Here is a 15,132-nt window from a genome sequence, read left to right as displayed (position 1 = left end):
CTTTGGTGACTTTCTTTTGTTGCTTTAGACAAAAGAAAGTTACCCGCCGCTTTAGTGGCGGAAGCTTTTGGCGTTTGATCCTGATCTTGTTTTTGAAGAGGCCGTAAGCAAGAGCAGAGCTTCCGCCCCCTAAAGGGTGCGGGTTACTTTCTTTTGCTAAGCCCAAAAGAAAAGTAACCAAAGAAAAGGGCTTTCCTTGCAAGGGCACAGGCCACGAGTGCGATGCTGTCGCCGGGATTTTCCGATAGGACATCCATGTCCTATCGGAAAACGCCGCACGTCCTGTGCGGCGCCCTCCGGGTCTCCATTTGACCGGCAAAGCAGATCAAAATCTCGGCAACGGCAACGGCAACGGCAACGGCAACGGCAACGGCAACGGCAACGGCTCGCCCGGTACCAGGGTAGGAGCGGCGCAAGCCGCGACCGCGGGCTTGCCAGCTCGCCACGCAAACGGCCGCCTTGCCCAATAGAACGTCGGCAACGACTTCCCTCCAGCGCGCCAGATGCCTGCAACCGGGACTCGGCAACGCGGCCCAAGGCCACCGCCACCTACGACATCGACCCGCCTAGCGCGTCGTCGCCGCCATCTCCGCCTCGGCCTGCATCTCCAACTCGTCGAGACGATCCAGCAGCCGGAACAGCGCCTCGCGCTCGGGTGCCTCGATGCCGTTCAACAGGCGCTGCTCGAAGGCCAGCGCCATCGGCGCGACTTCGTCGTAGATCTTGTAGCCGTCCAGCGACAGCTGCAGCACCGACCGACGGCGGTCGTCGTCGTGGGTGTCGCGCTCCAGGCGGCCGGCTTCGATCAAGCGGGCGACCGCGCGGCTGACCGCGACCTTGTCCATCGCGGTGCGCTGGGCGACCTCGTTGGCCGACAGGCCGGGGTAGCGGCCCAGGACCGCCATCACCCGCCACTCGGTCACGCTGAGGGCGAAGCGCTCGGAATAGACCCGGGCGATCGCGCTGCTGACCCGGTTGGACAGGACCGAGAGGCGGTAGGGCAGGAAGTGTTCCAGGTCCAGTTCGGCATGGCGCGCCCCGCCGGCCTTGCCGATCGGCGCGGTCTGGGGGCCGGACAGGACCGATTCGGGGACGGCATCGGGGTCGGATTGAGATCGATTCATGTTGCACTGTGCCTTGCTTATGGTTTCATGTGAAACTATAACGACCCTTTCGACAAGGCCGTCCGCAGCGGACCCGGCCGCCACCTGAGAACAATGCCATGAATGCGCAGCCCAACCTCGGCATGCAGGTCACCACGTTTGAGAATCCGCTCGGCATCGACGGGTTCGAGTTCGTCGAGTTCGCCGCCCCGAAGGGCCGCAGCGACCTGCTTCACGACTATTTCCGCAAGCTCGGCTTCAGCGCCGTGCTGCGCCACAAGACACGTCCGATCACCGTCTACCGCCAGGGCGGGGTGAACTTCCTGGTCAACGAATCGCCCGACAGCTTCGCCGCGGCCTTCGCCGAGGCGCATGGCCCCTGCGCCGCAGGCTTCGCGATCCGCTTCAAGAAGCCGGCGAACGAGGTTTACCAGGCCGTGCTCGGCAACGGCGGCGAAGCGGTCAGCGAGCGCGCCGACACCCGCGCGATCGATTCGCCGGTGGTCAAGGGCATCGGCGACTGCATGCTGTATCTGGTCGACCGTTACGGCGACCAGGGCACGGCCTATGAAGACTACGAGCCGATCCCGGGCGCCGAGCAGAACCCGGCCGGGTTCGGCCTGACCTTCATCGACCACCTGACCCACAACCTGTACTTCGGCAACATGCAGAAGTGGTCGGACTATTACGAGCGTCTGTTCAATTTCCGCGAGATCCGCTATTTCGACATCAAGGGCGCCAAGACCGGCCTGGTGTCGAAGGCGATGACCGCGCCGGACGGCGTCGTGCGCATCCCGCTCAACGAGTCCAGCGACCCGAAGAGCCAGATCAACGAATACCTGGACGCCTACAAGGGCGAGGGCATCCAGCACATCGCCTGTTTCACCGACAACATCTACGAGACCGTCGAGGCGATGCGCGCCCAGGGCGTGGAGTTCCTCGACACCCCGGACACCTATTTCGATGTGATCGACCAGCGCGTGCCCAATCACGGCGAGGACGTCGCTCGCCTGGCCAAGAACAAGATCCTGATCGACGCCGACCGCGAGACCCACCAGCGCAAGCTGCTGCAGATCTTCACCCAGAACGCGATCGGGCCGATCTTCTTCGAGATCATCCAGCGCAAGGGCAACGAAGGTTTCGGCGAAGGCAACTTCCAGGCCCTGTTCGAGAGCATCGAGCGCGACCAGATGAAGCGCGGCGTACTATAACGGCCGACCAAAACCGCCGGCCAAGCCAGGGAATGCGCATGCTCAGGGAACTCGTCGATCTGTTGACCTGCCGGGAACTCGAGCCCGAGGAACTGCAATCGCTGGTGGCCGCGATCGACGGCGCGGCGGAGGATCCCGATCTGGACTGGATCGTGGATCCCTCGCCGGAAGAGCTGATGCAGAACGCGCTCGTGTTCAAGCTGATGGATCACATCGCCGTCGGCGACAAGATCGACGAGGTGCACGAGCAGATCAGCGATTTCTTCGCCGAGCCCCTGGCGGATTTCCCGCGTCATGCCGACGGGCGGTGGTTCCTGCCGGACGAGTATTTCGCCTGGCTGGACCCGCTGCTGGCCGAGCGCGGCGTCGACGGCGGCGGTTACGAATTGATGCTGCTCGAAGACACTTTCAGCGAGAACCTGCACGCCCTGCTGGTCTGGCGCAAGGACAGCGCACGGGTGCTGGAGCTCGCCACCGAGCTGGCGCTGAGGATCGAACGCTCGACCCAGCGCTCGCTGGGGCTGCGCGCGATCATGTAACGCCGCGCCGCCCGCGCCGTACCGTTGCAGACACCGCTCCGCCGCCGCACCGATCCGATCTGCGCCCCGACCAATGGTGGCGCCCTACCGCATAGCGAGCCCGTATGAGCACCGCAGCCAACGACATCGACAACGTGATTCCGATGCCCAGCACCGACGCCCAACGCCAGCGTCCGCGCGGCTACATGAGCGGCTTCGGCAACGAATTCGCCAGCGAGGCCGTCGCCGGCGCCCTGCCGCAGGGGCAGAACTCGCCGCAGCGCGCGGCGTTCGGGCTGTATGCCGAGCAGCTCAGCGGTACTGCGTTCACCGCGCCGCGCAAGGAGAACCGTCGCAGCTGGCTGTACCGCATTCGTCCGGCGGCCATGCACGGCACCTTCGCGCCCTACGGCCAGCCGCGTTTCCATAACGACTTCGGCAACGGCCCGGTCTCGCCCGACCAACTGCGCTGGGACCCGTTGCCGCTGCCCGAGGCGGCGACCGATTTCGTCGACGGCCTGTATACGATGGCCGGCAACGGCTCGCCGGCGGGCCAGCACGGTTGCGGCATCCACTTGTATGCCGCCAACCGTTCGATGGAGGGACGCTATTTCTACAGCGCCGACGGCGAGTTGCTGATCGTGCCGCAGCAGGGCCGTTTGTTGGTCGCCACCGAGTTCGGCGCGCTCGAAGTCGAACCGCTGGAAGTCGCGGTGATCCCGCGCGGCGTGCGCTTCCGTGTCGAACTGCTCGACGGCCCCTCGCGCGGTTATGTCTGCGAGAACTTCGGCGCCCTGCTGCGTTTGCCCGACCTCGGCCCGATCGGCGCCAACGGTCTGGCCAATCCGCGCGATTTCCTGACCCCGCACGCGTCCTACGAGGACCTCGAGGGCGAGTTCGAGCTGGTCGCCAAGTTCCAGGGCCATCTGTGGCGCGCCGACATCGGCCATTCGCCGCTCGACGTGGTCGCCTGGCACGGCAACTACGCGCCGTACAAATACGATCTGCGCCACTTCAACACCATCGGCTCGATCAGCTTCGACCATCCCGACCCGTCGATCTTCACCGTGCTGACCTCGCCGAGCGACACGCCCGGCACGGCCAACATCGATTTCGTGATCTTCCCGCCGCGTTGGCTGGTGGCCCAGCACACCTTCCGGCCGCCGTGGTTCCACCGCAACATCGCCAGCGAGTTCATGGGCCTGATCCACGGCGCCTACGACGCCAAGGCCGACGGCTTCGCGCCCGGCGGCTCGTCGCTGCACAACTGCATGACCGGCCACGGCCCGGATGCGCAGACCTTCGAAAAGGCCTCGGCTGCGGACCTCTCGCAGCCGCACGTGATCGTCGACACCATGGCCTTCATGTTCGAGACGCGCGCGGTGATCCGTCCGGCCGCGCAAGCCTTCGACGCCGCGCATCGCCAGCGCGACTACCAGGCCTGCTGGGCCGGCTTGCGCAAGCACTTCGACCCGAGCAAGCGCGACTGATCGCGGACCTCATCGTTCGCCCTCCGCGCTGCCCGGCCGCGCGAGGGCGTTCGCGCGGCTGCCGCCGCAGATCGGCGTTTCGCACCGCATTCACGCAAAACGGCTAGGCTGCAGCGGCCACCCGAACCGCGCCCCGCGCGCCGGAGTCCTGCCGATGAAGCGTTTGCCACTCCCCGTCGTGTTGCCCACCCTGTTGCTGGCGCTGGCCTTGAGCGCCTGCCAGCGCGAGGCCGCCGGCCCGAACGACACCGCGACGGCGCAGACCCCGCCGGCCAACGATCAACCCGTCGAAGACGTGCCGCCGGCGACCGCACCGGCCGTAACGCCACCCGCGAGCGACACCCTGGCGCGCTTCGACGGCTACGGCGACCTGCGTTTCGGCATGAGCGCCGAGGACGCCAGGAAGGCCTGGGGCGGCGAGCTCAAGGGCGAGGCCGCGGCCGACGGCGGTTGCTACTACCTGAGGCCGATCTGGGCGCAGAACGCGGCCGAGTTCGGTTTCATGATCGAGAACGGCAAGTTCGCCCGCGTCGACGTCGGCAACGACAAGGAGACCGCGCCCGGCGGCGGCAAGCGCGGCATGAGCGCGGACGAGATCCGCAAGCTCTACGCCGGCCGGGTCGAGGAGCAGCCGCACAAGTACGTCGACGGCGGCAAGAATCTACGCATCGGCGACGCCGGCGGCGGTGCCGGCGCCCTGGTGTTCGAGACCGATGCCGCCGGCAAGGTCACCGCCTGGCGCATCGGCGTGCCGCCGCAGGTCGACTATGTCGAAGGCTGCTCCTGAGGCCGGCAACGAACGAAGCGGCCGCCGCGAGGCGGCGAAAGCGCAACCAGGCCCGGCCTGAGCATAGAATCGGCCATTGACCGCAAGGGGATGATCGTCATGTTCGAAGCCGTCGGCTTATTCGTACTCGGCCTGGTGCTGCTGGCCCTGGGCGGCGATTCGATCGTCAAGGGCGCCTCGGGCCTGGCCCAGCGCTTCGGCGCCTCGCCGTTCGCGGCCGGCCTGGTGTTGGTCGCGTTCGGCACCTCGCTGCCGGAACTCGCGGTCAACCTGCAGGCGGTGGTGCGCGGCCAGCAGGCGCTCGCGCTCGGCAATGCGGTCGGCAGCAACGTAGTCAATTTCGGCCTGACCCTCGGCCTGGCCGCGCTCGCCGCGCCGCTGTTGGTGCGTTGGCGCGCCTTGACGCCGCTGCTGCTGGTGCTGTTGCTCGGCACCCTGGCGGTGATCGGCCTGGGCCTGGACGGCGTGCTCAGCCGCGTCGAAGGCATCGTCATGCTGCTGGCGTTCGTCGCGGTGGTCGCCTATGCGATCGCGCGCACCCGTCGCGAGGCGCCGGAGCTGCAGGACGCCATCGCCGCTTTCGCCCAGACCCAGACCCACCTCGGCCTGAATCTGGTGCGGGTGCTGATCGCGTTGGTGCTGATGCACCTGGGCGCCTATCTGATCATCGGCGGCGACGGCCTGTGGAGCCTCGGCGCCTCGCCGGCGCTGGCGGCCGGTTTCGGTTCGCCGAATGCGGCCATCATCGGTGCCGCGATGGGTCTTTCGCCGCTGCTGACCGGTCTGCTGCCGGTGGCGATCGGCACCGCGCTGCCCGAGGCCATGGCCGCGGTCGCCGCGGCGCGGCGCGGGCAGGGCGACATCGTCGTCGGCCACGTGGTCGGCTCGAGTCTGTTCAATCTGCTGATCGTGATCGGCGGCATGGCGGCCTGGCACAGCGTGCCGCTGCCGGCCTCGTTCGTGCGTTTCGAGCTGCCCGCCGCGGCGGTGTTCGCGCTGATGCTGTACCCGATGCTGCGGGGCGACCTGCGCGTGAGCAAGCGCGAGGGCACGATCCTGCTCGTGGGGCTGTTGGGCTGGATCGGCTTCGAAGTGCTGATGCTGCTGCGCTGAGCGGCCATTGACGCGGGGCGGACCGTTGCCGTCGATATAATGGCCGGATGAGCGAACTCACCCCCACGCGCTTGCCGCGACGCGCGTTGCGCGCGCTGAGCGAATTCTTCCGTCTGGAAGCCGCCGGCGGCATCGTCCTCATCGTCGCCGCGGTGCTGGCCCTGATCGCCGCCAACTCGCCGCTGCAAGCCGCGTACGAGGCCTTCCGCGAGATCCCGGTGCAGGTGCGCATCGGCGCGCTCGACATCGCCAAGCCCTTGTTGCTGTGGATCAACGACGGCCTGATGGCGGTCTTCTTCCTGGTCGTCGCCCTGGAGATCAAGCGCGAGGCCCTCAGCGGCCAATTGGCCGAGCGCTCGCAACTGGTGCTGCCGATGGTCTGCGCCGCCGCCGGCGTGATCGTGCCGGCCCTGCTGTTCGCCGCGCTCAACCGCGGCGACGCCGCCGCGATGCGCGGCTGGGCGGTGCCGACCGCGACCGACATCGCCTTCGCACTCGGCGTGCTGGCCCTGCTCGGTTCGCGTGTGCCGGTGGCGATGAAGCTGCTGCTGTCGACGATCGCGGTGGTCGACGACCTGATCGCGATCCTGATCATCGCCTTCTTCTATTCGCACGGCCTGTCGGTCACCGCGCTGATGTGGGCGGCGGTGGCGCTGGCCGCCATGTGGGTGCTCAATCGCCGCGGCGTGACCTCGCTGGGGCCGTATCTCGCGCTCGGCGTGGTGTTGTGGGTGTGCGTGCTGAAGTCCGGCGTGCATGCGACCCTGGCCGGCGTCGCCACCGGCCTGATGATCCCGCACGTCGACAAGCGCAATGCGATCGACGACGAGCACGAGCATTCGCCGCTGGAAACCCTGGAACACGCGCTGCACCCGTGGGTGGCCTACGCGATCCTGCCGTTGTTCGCCTTCGTCAACGCCGGCCTGTCGCTGAGCGGGGTCAAGCTCGAAGACGCGACCGCGGCGCTGCCGATGGGCATCGTGCTGGGCCTGGTGGTCGGCAAGCCGGTCGGCATCGTCGGCGCGGCGTTGCTGATGCGCGTGCTCGGCTGGGCCCGGTTCCCCGCCGGCATGGACCTGCGCGCGATGATCGGCCTGGGTTTGATGTGCGGCATCGGTTTTACGATGAGTTTGTTCATCGCTTCGTTGGCCTACCAAGACCCGTTGCGTTACGAAGAGGCCGTGCTCGGCATCCTCGGCGCGTCGCTGTTGTCGGCGGTGGTCGGTTATTTCTGGTTGCGCGCGGTGCTGCCGGCGCGGAGTGCGCAGGGCTGAACGCATGAAACACGCTTTGGTTTTGGGGGGCAGCGGCCAGATCGGCGTGCCCTTGCTGCAACGGCTGTATCACGCCGGATGGCGGGTCACCGGGATCTCGCGCCACGAGCAGCACGACCGCCCCGGCTTGCATTGGCTGCAGGGCGATCTGTCGTCGATGCCGGCGTTGCCGGCGCGCGTCGATGCGATCTTCAGCTGCGGTCCGCTGCTGAAGTTCGCCAAGTGGTACGAACAATCGGGCATCGAGGCCTCGCGCGTGGTCGCGTTCGGCTCGACCAGCGCCGAGACCAAGCGCGGTTCGGCCGATGCCGACGAGCGCCGGGTCGCCCAGGAACTGCGCGAGGGCGAGGCCGCCTTGTTCGCAGCGGCGGTGCCGCGCAACGATGCGGTGACCGTGTTGCGCCCGACCCTGATCTACGGTGCCGGCCGCGACGCCACCCTGACCCGGATCGCGCAACTGGCGCGCCGCCTTCGTTACTTCCCCTTGCCGCGCGGCGCCAATGGCCTGCGTCAGCCGGTGCACGTCGACGACCTCGCCGATGCCGCCTTCGCCGTGCTCGACGTGCCGGCGACCTTCGGCCAGGTCTATGCCGTGCCCGGCGGCGAAGTGCTGAGCTATCGCGACATGGTCGCGCGCACCCTGGCCTGTCTGCGCCCGCCGGTGCGCCTGATCGAGCTGCCGTCGCCGCTGTTCAACCTCGCGTTGCTTGCCGCGCAGGCCACCGGCCGCGCCTCGGGCCTCGGCGAAGCCGCGGTGCGGCGCATGCGCGGCGACATGACCTTCGACGCGGGTCCGGCGCAGCGCGATTTCGGCTATGCGCCGCGGGCATTCCGGCCGAGCGCGGAGATGTTCGAGCCGCCGCGGGAGTAGTCGCGCGCGCCGCATCAATCTTGCGCCGATGCGGGCCGCAGCCCGTTAGGGTAGGAGCGGCGCAAGCCGCGACCGCGTCGTGGCGGTTGCAGCGTTTCTTGCCGCAGTGCAATGAAGCAACTGCAACTGCAACTGCAACTGCAACTGCAACTGCAATAGCAATAGCAATAGCAATAGCAAAGCTTCCGCCCGCTAACGCGGCCGGGTTACTTTCTTTTGCTGGCCCAAAAGAAAGGTAACCAAAGAAAAGGGCTTTCCTTGACGAAGCTCCCCTGCGAGTACACAGCGCGCGCCGGGATTTTTCGATAAGACATCCCTGTCTTATCGAAAAACGGCGCACGTCCTGTGCGCCGCCCTCCGGGTCTACAGTTGCATCGCTAGATCGGAACTGCGCCAGGCTTTTCACAGCAACAGCAACAGCAACAGCAACAGTAACAGCAACGGCGCTGTTGCTGTTGCTGTTGCTGTTGCTGTGCGTCGCTTCGCACTAGCGAAGGCCATAGAAGACCCGAAGGGCGGCCCGCATGGATGCGGGCCGTTTTTCATCGGGACAGGGATGTCCCGTATGAAAAAGCCCTGCGTTGGCACCGATCGTGCGGGCAGGTGATTCAAAGAAAAGCATTTTTCTTTGGTTACCTTTCTTTTGTTGCTTATGACAAAAGAAAGTAACCCGCCGCTTTAGTGGCGGAAGCTCTTGGCGTTTGATCCTGATCTTGCTTGGTTCATTCGCCGCGAGACCGAAACGACGCGGTCGCGGCTTGCGCCGCTCCTACCCCGCGACAGCACGCCGCTTCGATCGATGACGACGGCGATGCCATTGCTGCGCATCCTGCGGTCGCGGCTTGTGACCGAAGGAAATCCAGTAGGACGCCGCTCCCATCCCTTTGCTCACGCATCCGTAGCCGGCACCGGCGTACGCGATTTCGCCAGCGACCGCAGGGCGATGATCAGCACGCCGCCCAGCACCATGGCGCCGCCGATCCACAGGCGCGGACCGGGGCGGTCGCCCCAGAAGGCGACGCCTAGGGCGATGGCGAACACCGGTACCAGCAGTAGCCAGGGGGTGACCTTGGCGACCGGGTGGCGTTGCACCAGCACGTAGTACAGGCCGTGGCCGAGCAGCGACGAGACGAACGCGGCATAGACCACGCCAAGCCAGGCGACCCAGCTCACCGAGCCGAGTGCGGCGAGGCCGCCGGGCTCGAAGGCGACGCTGAGACCGATCAGCGGCAGCACCGCGATCAGCGCGGTCCAGCCTTGCTGGCTGTAAGCGTCGAGGCCGCGCAGGCCTTTCATCAGCACCGTGCCCAGGGCCAGGAACGCGGCCGAGATCAGCATCAGCACCACCGCCATCGGCTTGTCGAGCACCAGCGGGTCGAAGCCGAGCACCAGCACGCCGGCGAAACTCAGGCCGATCGCCACGCCGGTGCGCCAGGCGAAGCGTTCGCCGAGCAGCCACCAGGCCAGTACCGCGGTCATCGGGACATAGCTCTGCAACACGATGGCCGGCGAGGACAGGTCGCCGGCGGCTTTGAGCGCGCTGAAGCTCAGGCCGAAATGCAGCACGCCGATGCACAGGCAAACCGCGATCAGGCGCGGCCATTGGCCCGGCGCCGGGCGTTTGACGAAGAACGCCAGCGGCAGGGCGAGCAGGGCGAAACGCAGGCCGGTGAACAGCAACGGCGGGATCTCGCGCAGCGCATAGGCCGAGGTCAGGAAGTTCAGCGCCCAGGACAGGACGACGAGCAGCAACAGGACGATGTCGCGAACAGGCATGGGGGAGGTCGATTGGGCTATCGTGACGGCCGCTCGAGCGGGTCGCGAATGGCGTGACGGGAGAAGCATTGTGAAGTATGCGTTGCAGACTGCGGGCCCGTTCGTCTGGGGGATGTTGGCGATCGCGGCCTTGGTGTTCTGGCTGATGCCGAGTGCGTGGCTGTTGCGCGGCTGGGTATCGCACCTGGTCAAGGCACGGCCAGCCTATGGCGCGGCGCTGTGGTCGGTGGTGTTCGCGCTGGTGCTGTGGGCGATGCTGGCGGTGACGGCGATGATCGTCCTGCACGGGCAGGCCGCCAGCTCCGGCTGGCCGTTCGCGGCGATCGCGTTCGTGCTGTCCTGCCTGGCCTTGGCTTTCAGCGTGCGTATCCATCTGCCCGGCCCCGACGGGGTGCGCCTGAGCTGGTCGCGGGCCTTGCCGGTGTCGGCGGCGACCTGCGTGGTGCTGTGGGCGCAGGCGGGGTTATGCGTTTATTTGCTGGGCCGTTATTACCTGTGATGCGTCGGGATGCCGATCCGGCCCGAGGTTAGAGGGCGCCATACGACCGCAAACCATGGCTGACGACGTCGTCGATACGACGCGGTCGCGGCTCGCGCCGCCCTACCCAGAAGCAACGGACGCCCTCTTGCTCGATCAGTACGACCAGCCGAATTTGCGGTACAGCTTCGACAGCACCCAGGCCGGGCCGATCAGCAGATAAGTCAGGTCGGTGAAGAAGCTCGGCTTCTTGCCTTCGATCTTGTGGCCGATGAACTGGGCGATCCAGGCCACCACGAACACGGCGATGGCGGTGTACAGCAGCACGGTGATGCCGAAGCTCTGCGCGATCCAGTGCGCGATCAGCGACAACACCACGAACTGCACCAGCATGCCGAAGCCGAGTTTGCGCGAGGCGCGGTAATAGAACAGCAGTGCGGCGAACATCGCCAGCGCGGCCCAGGCGCCCGGGCGGAAGTACGTGCCCGGGGCGGGGATGCACCACAGCAAGGCGATCACGCTCCACAGGATCGCCGGCACCGCGACGACGTGGATGCGCTGGTTGGTGGCGTTGCGATGGTCGCCGGAATAACTGGCGAACCAGCGATCGATGGGGCGTTGCGACGACGACTCGGCGACGGTGCTCATGGTCGACTCCCGTTGCGGCGGGGCGGACGCGCTGTCCGCGGGTGGGGGCCTGCGGCTAGTGGGCCGCGGACTTCGAGAATAGCTGGATCACCGCCACCCCCGCCACGATCAGACCGATGCCGGCGAGCGCGCCGGCGTCCAGGGTCTGCTTCATGAACAGCCAGCCGATCGCGGCGATCAGGACGATGCCGACGCCCGACCAGATCGCATAGGCGACGCCGACCGGCACCGTGCGCAGCACCAGCGAGAGGAAATAGAACGCGGTGGCGTAGCCGATGCCGACGATCAGCGAGGGGACGGTGCGGGTGAAGCCTTCGGAGGCCTTGAGCGCGCTGGTCGCCACCACTTCGGCGGCGATCGCGATGGTCAGGTACAGGTAGCCGATATTCATGCGGTTCTCGCGAGAGAGAAGATCGGGCAAGGGTAACGCGCATGGCGGCAGGGCTGAATCCGTGGACGGGCCCTGAGTGTGGCGCGGATCGCGCGGCGCATGAGGCGCGCGCCTGCAGGTTGGCCGCGCCTGCGCACGCGATTGGCCGGGCAGGCCCCGGTGCGGCGCGCTTAAAACCGAACCGGCCCGCGTGTGCGGGCCGGCGGGGTGTCAGTCGATCGAGATGCCGGCGAGTTTCTGCAACGCCTCGGCGTACTTCGCGCGGGTGCGCTCGATCACTTCGGGCGGCAGGTTCGGACCCGGCGGGGTCTTGTCCCAGCCCAGCGTCTCCAGGTAATCGCGCACGAACTGCTTGTCGTAGCTCGGCGGGCTGGTGCCGACCTGGTACTGGTCGGCGGGCCAATAGCGCGAAGAGTCCGGCGTCAGCATTTCGTCCATGACGTAGAGACGGCCGTCGGCATCGGTGCCGAACTCGAACTTGGTGTCGGCCAGCAGGATGCCGCGCTCGGCCGCGTAGTCGGCGGCGTAGCGGTACAGGCGCAGGGTCGCATCGCGCACCGCTTCGGCGAGCCCGGCGCCGACCGTGCGCACGGCGGTGTCGAAGTCGATGTTCTCGTCGTGGTCGCCGACGGCGGCCTTGGTCGAGGGGGTGAAGATCGGCTCGGGCAATTGCTCGGCCTGGCGCAGGCCGCTCGGCAGGGCGATGCCGCTGACCCGGCCGGTGCGCTGGTAATCCTTCCAGCCGCTGCCGATCAGATAACCGCGTGCGATGCACTCGATCGGCACCGGCTTGAGCCGTTTGGTCACGACCGTGCGCTTGGCGTAGAGGCGGGCGTCGACGCCCGCGGGCAGCACGGCGGCGACGTCGATCCCGGTCAGGTGGTTGGGAATGATGTGCGCGGTCTTGCCGAACCAGAAGTTGCTGATCTGGCAGAGCATCTCGCCCTTGCCCGGGATCGGGTCGGGCAGCACGACGTCGAACGCGCTGAGGCGGTCGGTGGCGACCATCAACAGACAGTCGCCGCCCGGGGCGGCGCCCGCGGGCAGGCGATCGGCCGGAAGGTCGAAGACATCGCGGACCTTGCCGCGGTGGCGCAAGGGCAGGCCGGGCAGTTCGGATTGCAGCAGTGTGGTCGTCAACGTGGGGACCCCTGATGGCGGCGGCATAGATGATTCCCCCCATCGCTTCGCGCCGCCGGAGCCGGACGGCTCGCGCGCGCAGGCGCGACGGGGCCGGGCAGTGTACGCCGGCTGGCGTCCGCGTGCAGGTAGACTGGGGTCCGGCGGCCCGCAGGGGCCTGGACGGGCCGCGAACGGCCCGGGACGATGGGCGCGGATGAAGCGCTGGTACGGCAAATTGCTGGGTTTCTTCGCCGGCGCGGCGCTGCTGCGCGGCAACCCCTTCCTGGGGGCCATTATCGGCCTGCTGATCGGTCACGCCTTCGATACCGACTGGTTCAAGCTGCGCGGCGACAACCCCTATGCGGTGCTGGGCCTGACCACCGACGCCAGCGACAGCGAGGTCGACCAGGCCTACCGCCGGCTGATGGCGCAGTACCACCCCGACCGGGTCACCCAGGCCGCCCCGGAACTGCGCAGCCAGGCCGAGCAGCGCGCCCGCGAGATCAACCGCGCCTACGACCGCATCAAGACCCTGCGCCAGCGCCGCTGATCCGTCCGCGCTTGGCCCCCCGGCTGGGGGAGGCGACAATGGCCGCCTGTCCGTACCGGCCCTGTCGCATGTCCCTGCAATCCACCGTCATCGCCCCTTCGATCCTCTCGGCCAACTTCGCCAAGCTCGGCGAGGAGGTCGACAACGTCCTCAAGGCCGGCGCCGACTGGGTCCATTTCGACGTCATGGACAACCATTACGTACCGAACCTGACCATTGGCCCGATGATCTGCGAGGCGCTGCGCAAGCACGGCGTGACCGCGCCGATCGACGTGCACCTGATGGTCGAACCGGTCGACCGCATCGTCCCCGACTTCGCCAAGGCCGGCGCCAGCATCATCAGCTTCCATCCCGAAGCCAGCGGCCACGTGCACCGCACGATCCAGCTGATTAAGTCGCACGGCTGCCAGGCCGGCCTGGTGCTGAACCCGGCGACCCCGATCGAAGTGCTCGACTGGGTGCTCGAAGACCTGGACCTGGTGCTGCTGATGTCGGTCAACCCGGGCTTCGGCGGCCAGAGCTTCATTCCCTCGGCGTTGGACAAGCTGCGCCGCGTGCGCGAGCGCATCGACAACAGCGGCCGCGCGATCCGGCTCGAGATCGATGGTGGCGTCAAGACCGACAACATCGCCGAGATCGCCGCGGCGGGCGCCGACACTTTCGTCGCCGGTTCGGCGGTGTTCAACGCACCCGACTACGCCGAAGTGATCGGCAAGATGAAGGCGGCGGTCGCGGCGGTACGCGGATGAACACCTGCGACCTGTGCGATCTGCATGAGGCACGGGTTCGCATATTGGACCTGCCCTTGCGCGACTACGGTGGGCGCCTGGCGTTCGACGGTTTGGTCAGCACGATCAAGGCCTACGAAGACAATTCGCTGGTGCGCGAAGCGGTGGCCGAAGCCGGCAACGGCCGCGTGCTGGTGATCGACGGCGGCGGCTCGATGCGCCGCGCGATGCTCGGCGATCTATTGGCGGCCAAGGCGGTCGAGAACGGTTGGGCCGGTGTGGTCGTCTACGGCGCGATCCGCGACAGCGGCGCGATCGGTGCGATGGAGCTCGGCGTCAAGGCGCTGGGCACCTGCCCGCGCAAGACCGACAAACTCGGCCAGGGCGCACGCGACGTCGTGGTCGAGATCGGCGGCCTGGTGATCCGACCGGGGGATTGGCTGTGTGCGGATGAGGATGGGGTGGTGTTGGCGGACGAAGTTTTGCGCTGAGGCGCTGATGCCCGCCATGGCGAAATGGCAACGGTGTAAATCGTGTCTGCAGACGTTCGTGGCGTCGTGACGAAGATCGTCGTTACGAACGGTCGGCTTGCTTTGTTCTTTGAACTGCTTTGCCGCTTTGCCGGTCAACCGTAGACCCGGAGGGCGCCGCACAGGACGTGCGGCGTTTTCCGATAAGACAGGGACGTCTTATCGAAAAATCCCGGCGCTAGCATCGCACTCGTGGCCTGTGCCCTTGCAAGGAGAGCCCTTTTCTTTGGTTACCTTTCTTTTGGGCTTAGCAAAAGAAAGTAACCCGGCCGCGTTAGCGGACGGAAGCTCTGCACTTGCTTGAAGGAGAGAGTGTCGCGAATCCACCCCTGTAGGAGCGGCGTGAGCCGCGACCGCGACGCCTAAATCTCGCGCCGCTGCCGGCTAGAGCCCCAGGGTAGGAGCGGCGCGAGCCGCGACCGCGTCGTTTCGGTCTCGCGGTGTATCGCTCGAGCAAGATCAAGATCTAGATCAAACGCCAAAAGCTTCCGCCACTAAAGCGGCGGGTTACTTTCTTTTGTCATAAGCAACAAAAGAAAGGT

At 66.8% G+C, this 15,132-nt stretch carries 17 protein-coding genes; 11 read left to right on the top strand and 6 right to left on the bottom strand.

Annotated features, from left to right (window positions below; all coding sequences use genetic code 11):
* A partial coding sequence (locus ACTJJK_RS11335; protein WP_440730235.1) for a hypothetical protein occupies nt 1-253 on the bottom strand: 253 nt, incomplete at its 3' end.
* Between the two features lie 313 nt (nt 254-566).
* The gene (locus ACTJJK_RS11330) at nt 567-1,124 is read right to left on the bottom strand and encodes a MarR family winged helix-turn-helix transcriptional regulator (RefSeq protein ID WP_440730234.1); all 558 of its coding nucleotides are present in this window, start codon (nt 1,122-1,124) and stop codon (nt 567-569) included.
* A gap of 98 nt (nt 1,125-1,222) precedes the next feature.
* Between ACTJJK_RS11330 and hppD the strand changes: the two genes are divergently transcribed.
* The 7 genes from hppD to ACTJJK_RS11295 all read left to right on the top strand — a co-directional run bounded on the left by hppD (nt 1,223) and on the right by ACTJJK_RS11295 (nt 8,367).
* Nucleotides 1,223-2,314 (top strand): 4-hydroxyphenylpyruvate dioxygenase, encoded by a 1,092-nt coding sequence (gene hppD / locus ACTJJK_RS11325; RefSeq protein ID WP_440730233.1) that lies wholly within the window; start codon nt 1,223-1,225, stop codon nt 2,312-2,314.
* 38 nt (nt 2,315-2,352) lie between these two features.
* The gene (locus ACTJJK_RS11320; RefSeq protein ID WP_152566416.1) at nt 2,353-2,853 is read left to right on the top strand and encodes a hypothetical protein; all 501 of its coding nucleotides are present in this window, start codon (nt 2,353-2,355) and stop codon (nt 2,851-2,853) included.
* Nucleotides 2,854-2,996: 143 nt separating this feature from the next.
* A complete protein-coding gene (hmgA, locus tag ACTJJK_RS11315) occupies nt 2,997-4,322 on the top strand; it encodes a homogentisate 1,2-dioxygenase (protein WP_440730267.1) in 1,326 nt (441 codons plus the stop codon).
* Nucleotides 4,323-4,476: 154 nt separating this feature from the next.
* Nucleotides 4,477-5,109 (top strand): lectin, encoded by a 633-nt coding sequence (locus ACTJJK_RS11310; protein WP_223619660.1) that lies wholly within the window; start codon nt 4,477-4,479, stop codon nt 5,107-5,109.
* A gap of 99 nt (nt 5,110-5,208) precedes the next feature.
* Nucleotides 5,209-6,222: a sodium:calcium antiporter gene (locus tag ACTJJK_RS11305; RefSeq protein WP_440730232.1), complete on the top strand. Its 1,014-nt coding sequence runs from the start codon at nt 5,209-5,211 to the stop codon at nt 6,220-6,222.
* Nucleotides 6,223-6,269: 47 nt separating this feature from the next.
* Nucleotides 6,270-7,496, top strand: a complete 1,227-nt coding sequence (gene nhaA / locus ACTJJK_RS11300) for a Na+/H+ antiporter NhaA (RefSeq protein WP_440730231.1) — start codon at nt 6,270-6,272, stop codon at nt 7,494-7,496.
* Nucleotides 7,497-7,500: 4 nt separating this feature from the next.
* Nucleotides 7,501-8,367: an SDR family oxidoreductase gene (locus ACTJJK_RS11295; protein ID WP_031374098.1), complete on the top strand. Its 867-nt coding sequence runs from the start codon at nt 7,501-7,503 to the stop codon at nt 8,365-8,367.
* A gap of 888 nt (nt 8,368-9,255) precedes the next feature.
* Here the strand turns inward: ACTJJK_RS11295 and ACTJJK_RS11290 are convergent.
* Complete coding sequence (locus tag ACTJJK_RS11290; protein WP_440730230.1) at nt 9,256-10,143, bottom strand: DMT family transporter; 888 nt, start codon at nt 10,141-10,143, stop codon at nt 9,256-9,258.
* A gap of 70 nt (nt 10,144-10,213) precedes the next feature.
* Here ACTJJK_RS11290 and ACTJJK_RS11285 point away from each other — a divergent pair, with 70 nt between their 5' ends.
* Nucleotides 10,214-10,642: a hypothetical protein gene (locus ACTJJK_RS11285; protein WP_440730229.1), complete on the top strand. Its 429-nt coding sequence runs from the start codon at nt 10,214-10,216 to the stop codon at nt 10,640-10,642.
* Between the two features lie 135 nt (nt 10,643-10,777).
* Here ACTJJK_RS11285 and ACTJJK_RS11280 read toward each other — a convergent pair whose 3' ends face one another.
* The 3 genes from ACTJJK_RS11280 to ACTJJK_RS11270 form a co-directional block, all read right to left on the bottom strand.
* Entirely contained in the window at nt 10,778-11,269 is a 492-nt protein-coding gene (locus ACTJJK_RS11280; RefSeq protein ID WP_031374180.1) for an Mpo1 family 2-hydroxy fatty acid dioxygenase, read from the bottom strand.
* 55 nt (nt 11,270-11,324) lie between these two features.
* The gene (locus ACTJJK_RS11275; protein ID WP_031374181.1) at nt 11,325-11,660 is read right to left on the bottom strand and encodes a DMT family transporter; all 336 of its coding nucleotides are present in this window, start codon (nt 11,658-11,660) and stop codon (nt 11,325-11,327) included.
* Nucleotides 11,661-11,870: 210 nt separating this feature from the next.
* Nucleotides 11,871-12,800, bottom strand: a complete 930-nt coding sequence (locus ACTJJK_RS11270; protein WP_440730228.1) for a phosphoribosylaminoimidazolesuccinocarboxamide synthase — start codon at nt 12,798-12,800, stop codon at nt 11,871-11,873.
* 196 nt (nt 12,801-12,996) lie between these two features.
* Here ACTJJK_RS11270 and ACTJJK_RS11265 point away from each other — a divergent pair, with 196 nt between their 5' ends.
* From ACTJJK_RS11265 to rraA, 3 genes are all read left to right on the top strand, one after another.
* Entirely contained in the window at nt 12,997-13,332 is a 336-nt protein-coding gene (locus ACTJJK_RS11265; RefSeq protein WP_057916833.1) for a J domain-containing protein, read from the top strand.
* A gap of 68 nt (nt 13,333-13,400) precedes the next feature.
* Nucleotides 13,401-14,081 carry a ribulose-phosphate 3-epimerase gene (gene rpe, locus ACTJJK_RS11260; protein ID WP_036149824.1) on the top strand — a complete coding sequence of 227 codons (681 nt, stop codon included), beginning with the start codon at nt 13,401-13,403 and terminating at the stop codon, nt 14,079-14,081.
* Nucleotides 14,078-14,551 (top strand): ribonuclease E activity regulator RraA, encoded by a 474-nt coding sequence (gene rraA, locus ACTJJK_RS11255; RefSeq protein WP_440730227.1) that lies wholly within the window; start codon nt 14,078-14,080, stop codon nt 14,549-14,551. The genes rpe and rraA overlap by 4 nt, the downstream gene beginning before the upstream one ends.
* Nucleotides 14,552-15,132: the final 581 nt, after the last annotated feature.

Source organism: Lysobacter sp. 22409 (genome assembly GCF_052045105.1).
Lineage (GTDB): Bacteria > Pseudomonadota > Gammaproteobacteria > Xanthomonadales > Xanthomonadaceae > Lysobacter > Lysobacter antibioticus_B.
The sequence above is the reverse complement of the archived record's forward strand: the minus strand, read 5'-3'. Positions and strand labels throughout refer to the sequence as shown.

Coding starts and splice junctions, on each gene's coding strand:
- ACTJJK_RS11330 (WP_440730234.1), bottom strand. CDS start 1,124: ATGAATCGATCTCAATCCGACCCCGATGCCGTCCCCGAATCGGTCCTG.
- ACTJJK_RS11290 (WP_440730230.1), bottom strand. CDS start 10,143: ATGCCTGTTCGCGACATCGTCCTGTTGCTGCTCGTCGTCCTGTCCTGG.
- ACTJJK_RS11265 (WP_057916833.1), top strand. CDS start 12,997: ATGAAGCGCTGGTACGGCAAATTGCTGGGTTTCTTCGCCGGCGCGGCG.
- ACTJJK_RS11310 (WP_223619660.1), top strand. CDS start 4,477: ATGAAGCGTTTGCCACTCCCCGTCGTGTTGCCCACCCTGTTGCTGGCG.
- rraA (WP_440730227.1), top strand. CDS start 14,078: ATGAACACCTGCGACCTGTGCGATCTGCATGAGGCACGGGTTCGCATA.
- ACTJJK_RS11305 (WP_440730232.1), top strand. CDS start 5,209: ATGTTCGAAGCCGTCGGCTTATTCGTACTCGGCCTGGTGCTGCTGGCC.
- ACTJJK_RS11275 (WP_031374181.1), bottom strand. CDS start 11,660: ATGAATATCGGCTACCTGTACCTGACCATCGCGATCGCCGCCGAAGTG.
- hppD (WP_440730233.1), top strand. CDS start 1,223: ATGAATGCGCAGCCCAACCTCGGCATGCAGGTCACCACGTTTGAGAAT.
- rpe (WP_036149824.1), top strand. CDS start 13,401: ATGTCCCTGCAATCCACCGTCATCGCCCCTTCGATCCTCTCGGCCAAC.
- hmgA (WP_440730267.1), top strand. CDS start 2,997: ATGCCCAGCACCGACGCCCAACGCCAGCGTCCGCGCGGCTACATGAGC.
- ACTJJK_RS11320 (WP_152566416.1), top strand. CDS start 2,353: ATGCTCAGGGAACTCGTCGATCTGTTGACCTGCCGGGAACTCGAGCCC.
- nhaA (WP_440730231.1), top strand. CDS start 6,270: ATGAGCGAACTCACCCCCACGCGCTTGCCGCGACGCGCGTTGCGCGCG.
- ACTJJK_RS11280 (WP_031374180.1), bottom strand. CDS start 11,269: ATGAGCACCGTCGCCGAGTCGTCGTCGCAACGCCCCATCGATCGCTGG.
- ACTJJK_RS11295 (WP_031374098.1), top strand. CDS start 7,501: ATGAAACACGCTTTGGTTTTGGGGGGCAGCGGCCAGATCGGCGTGCCC.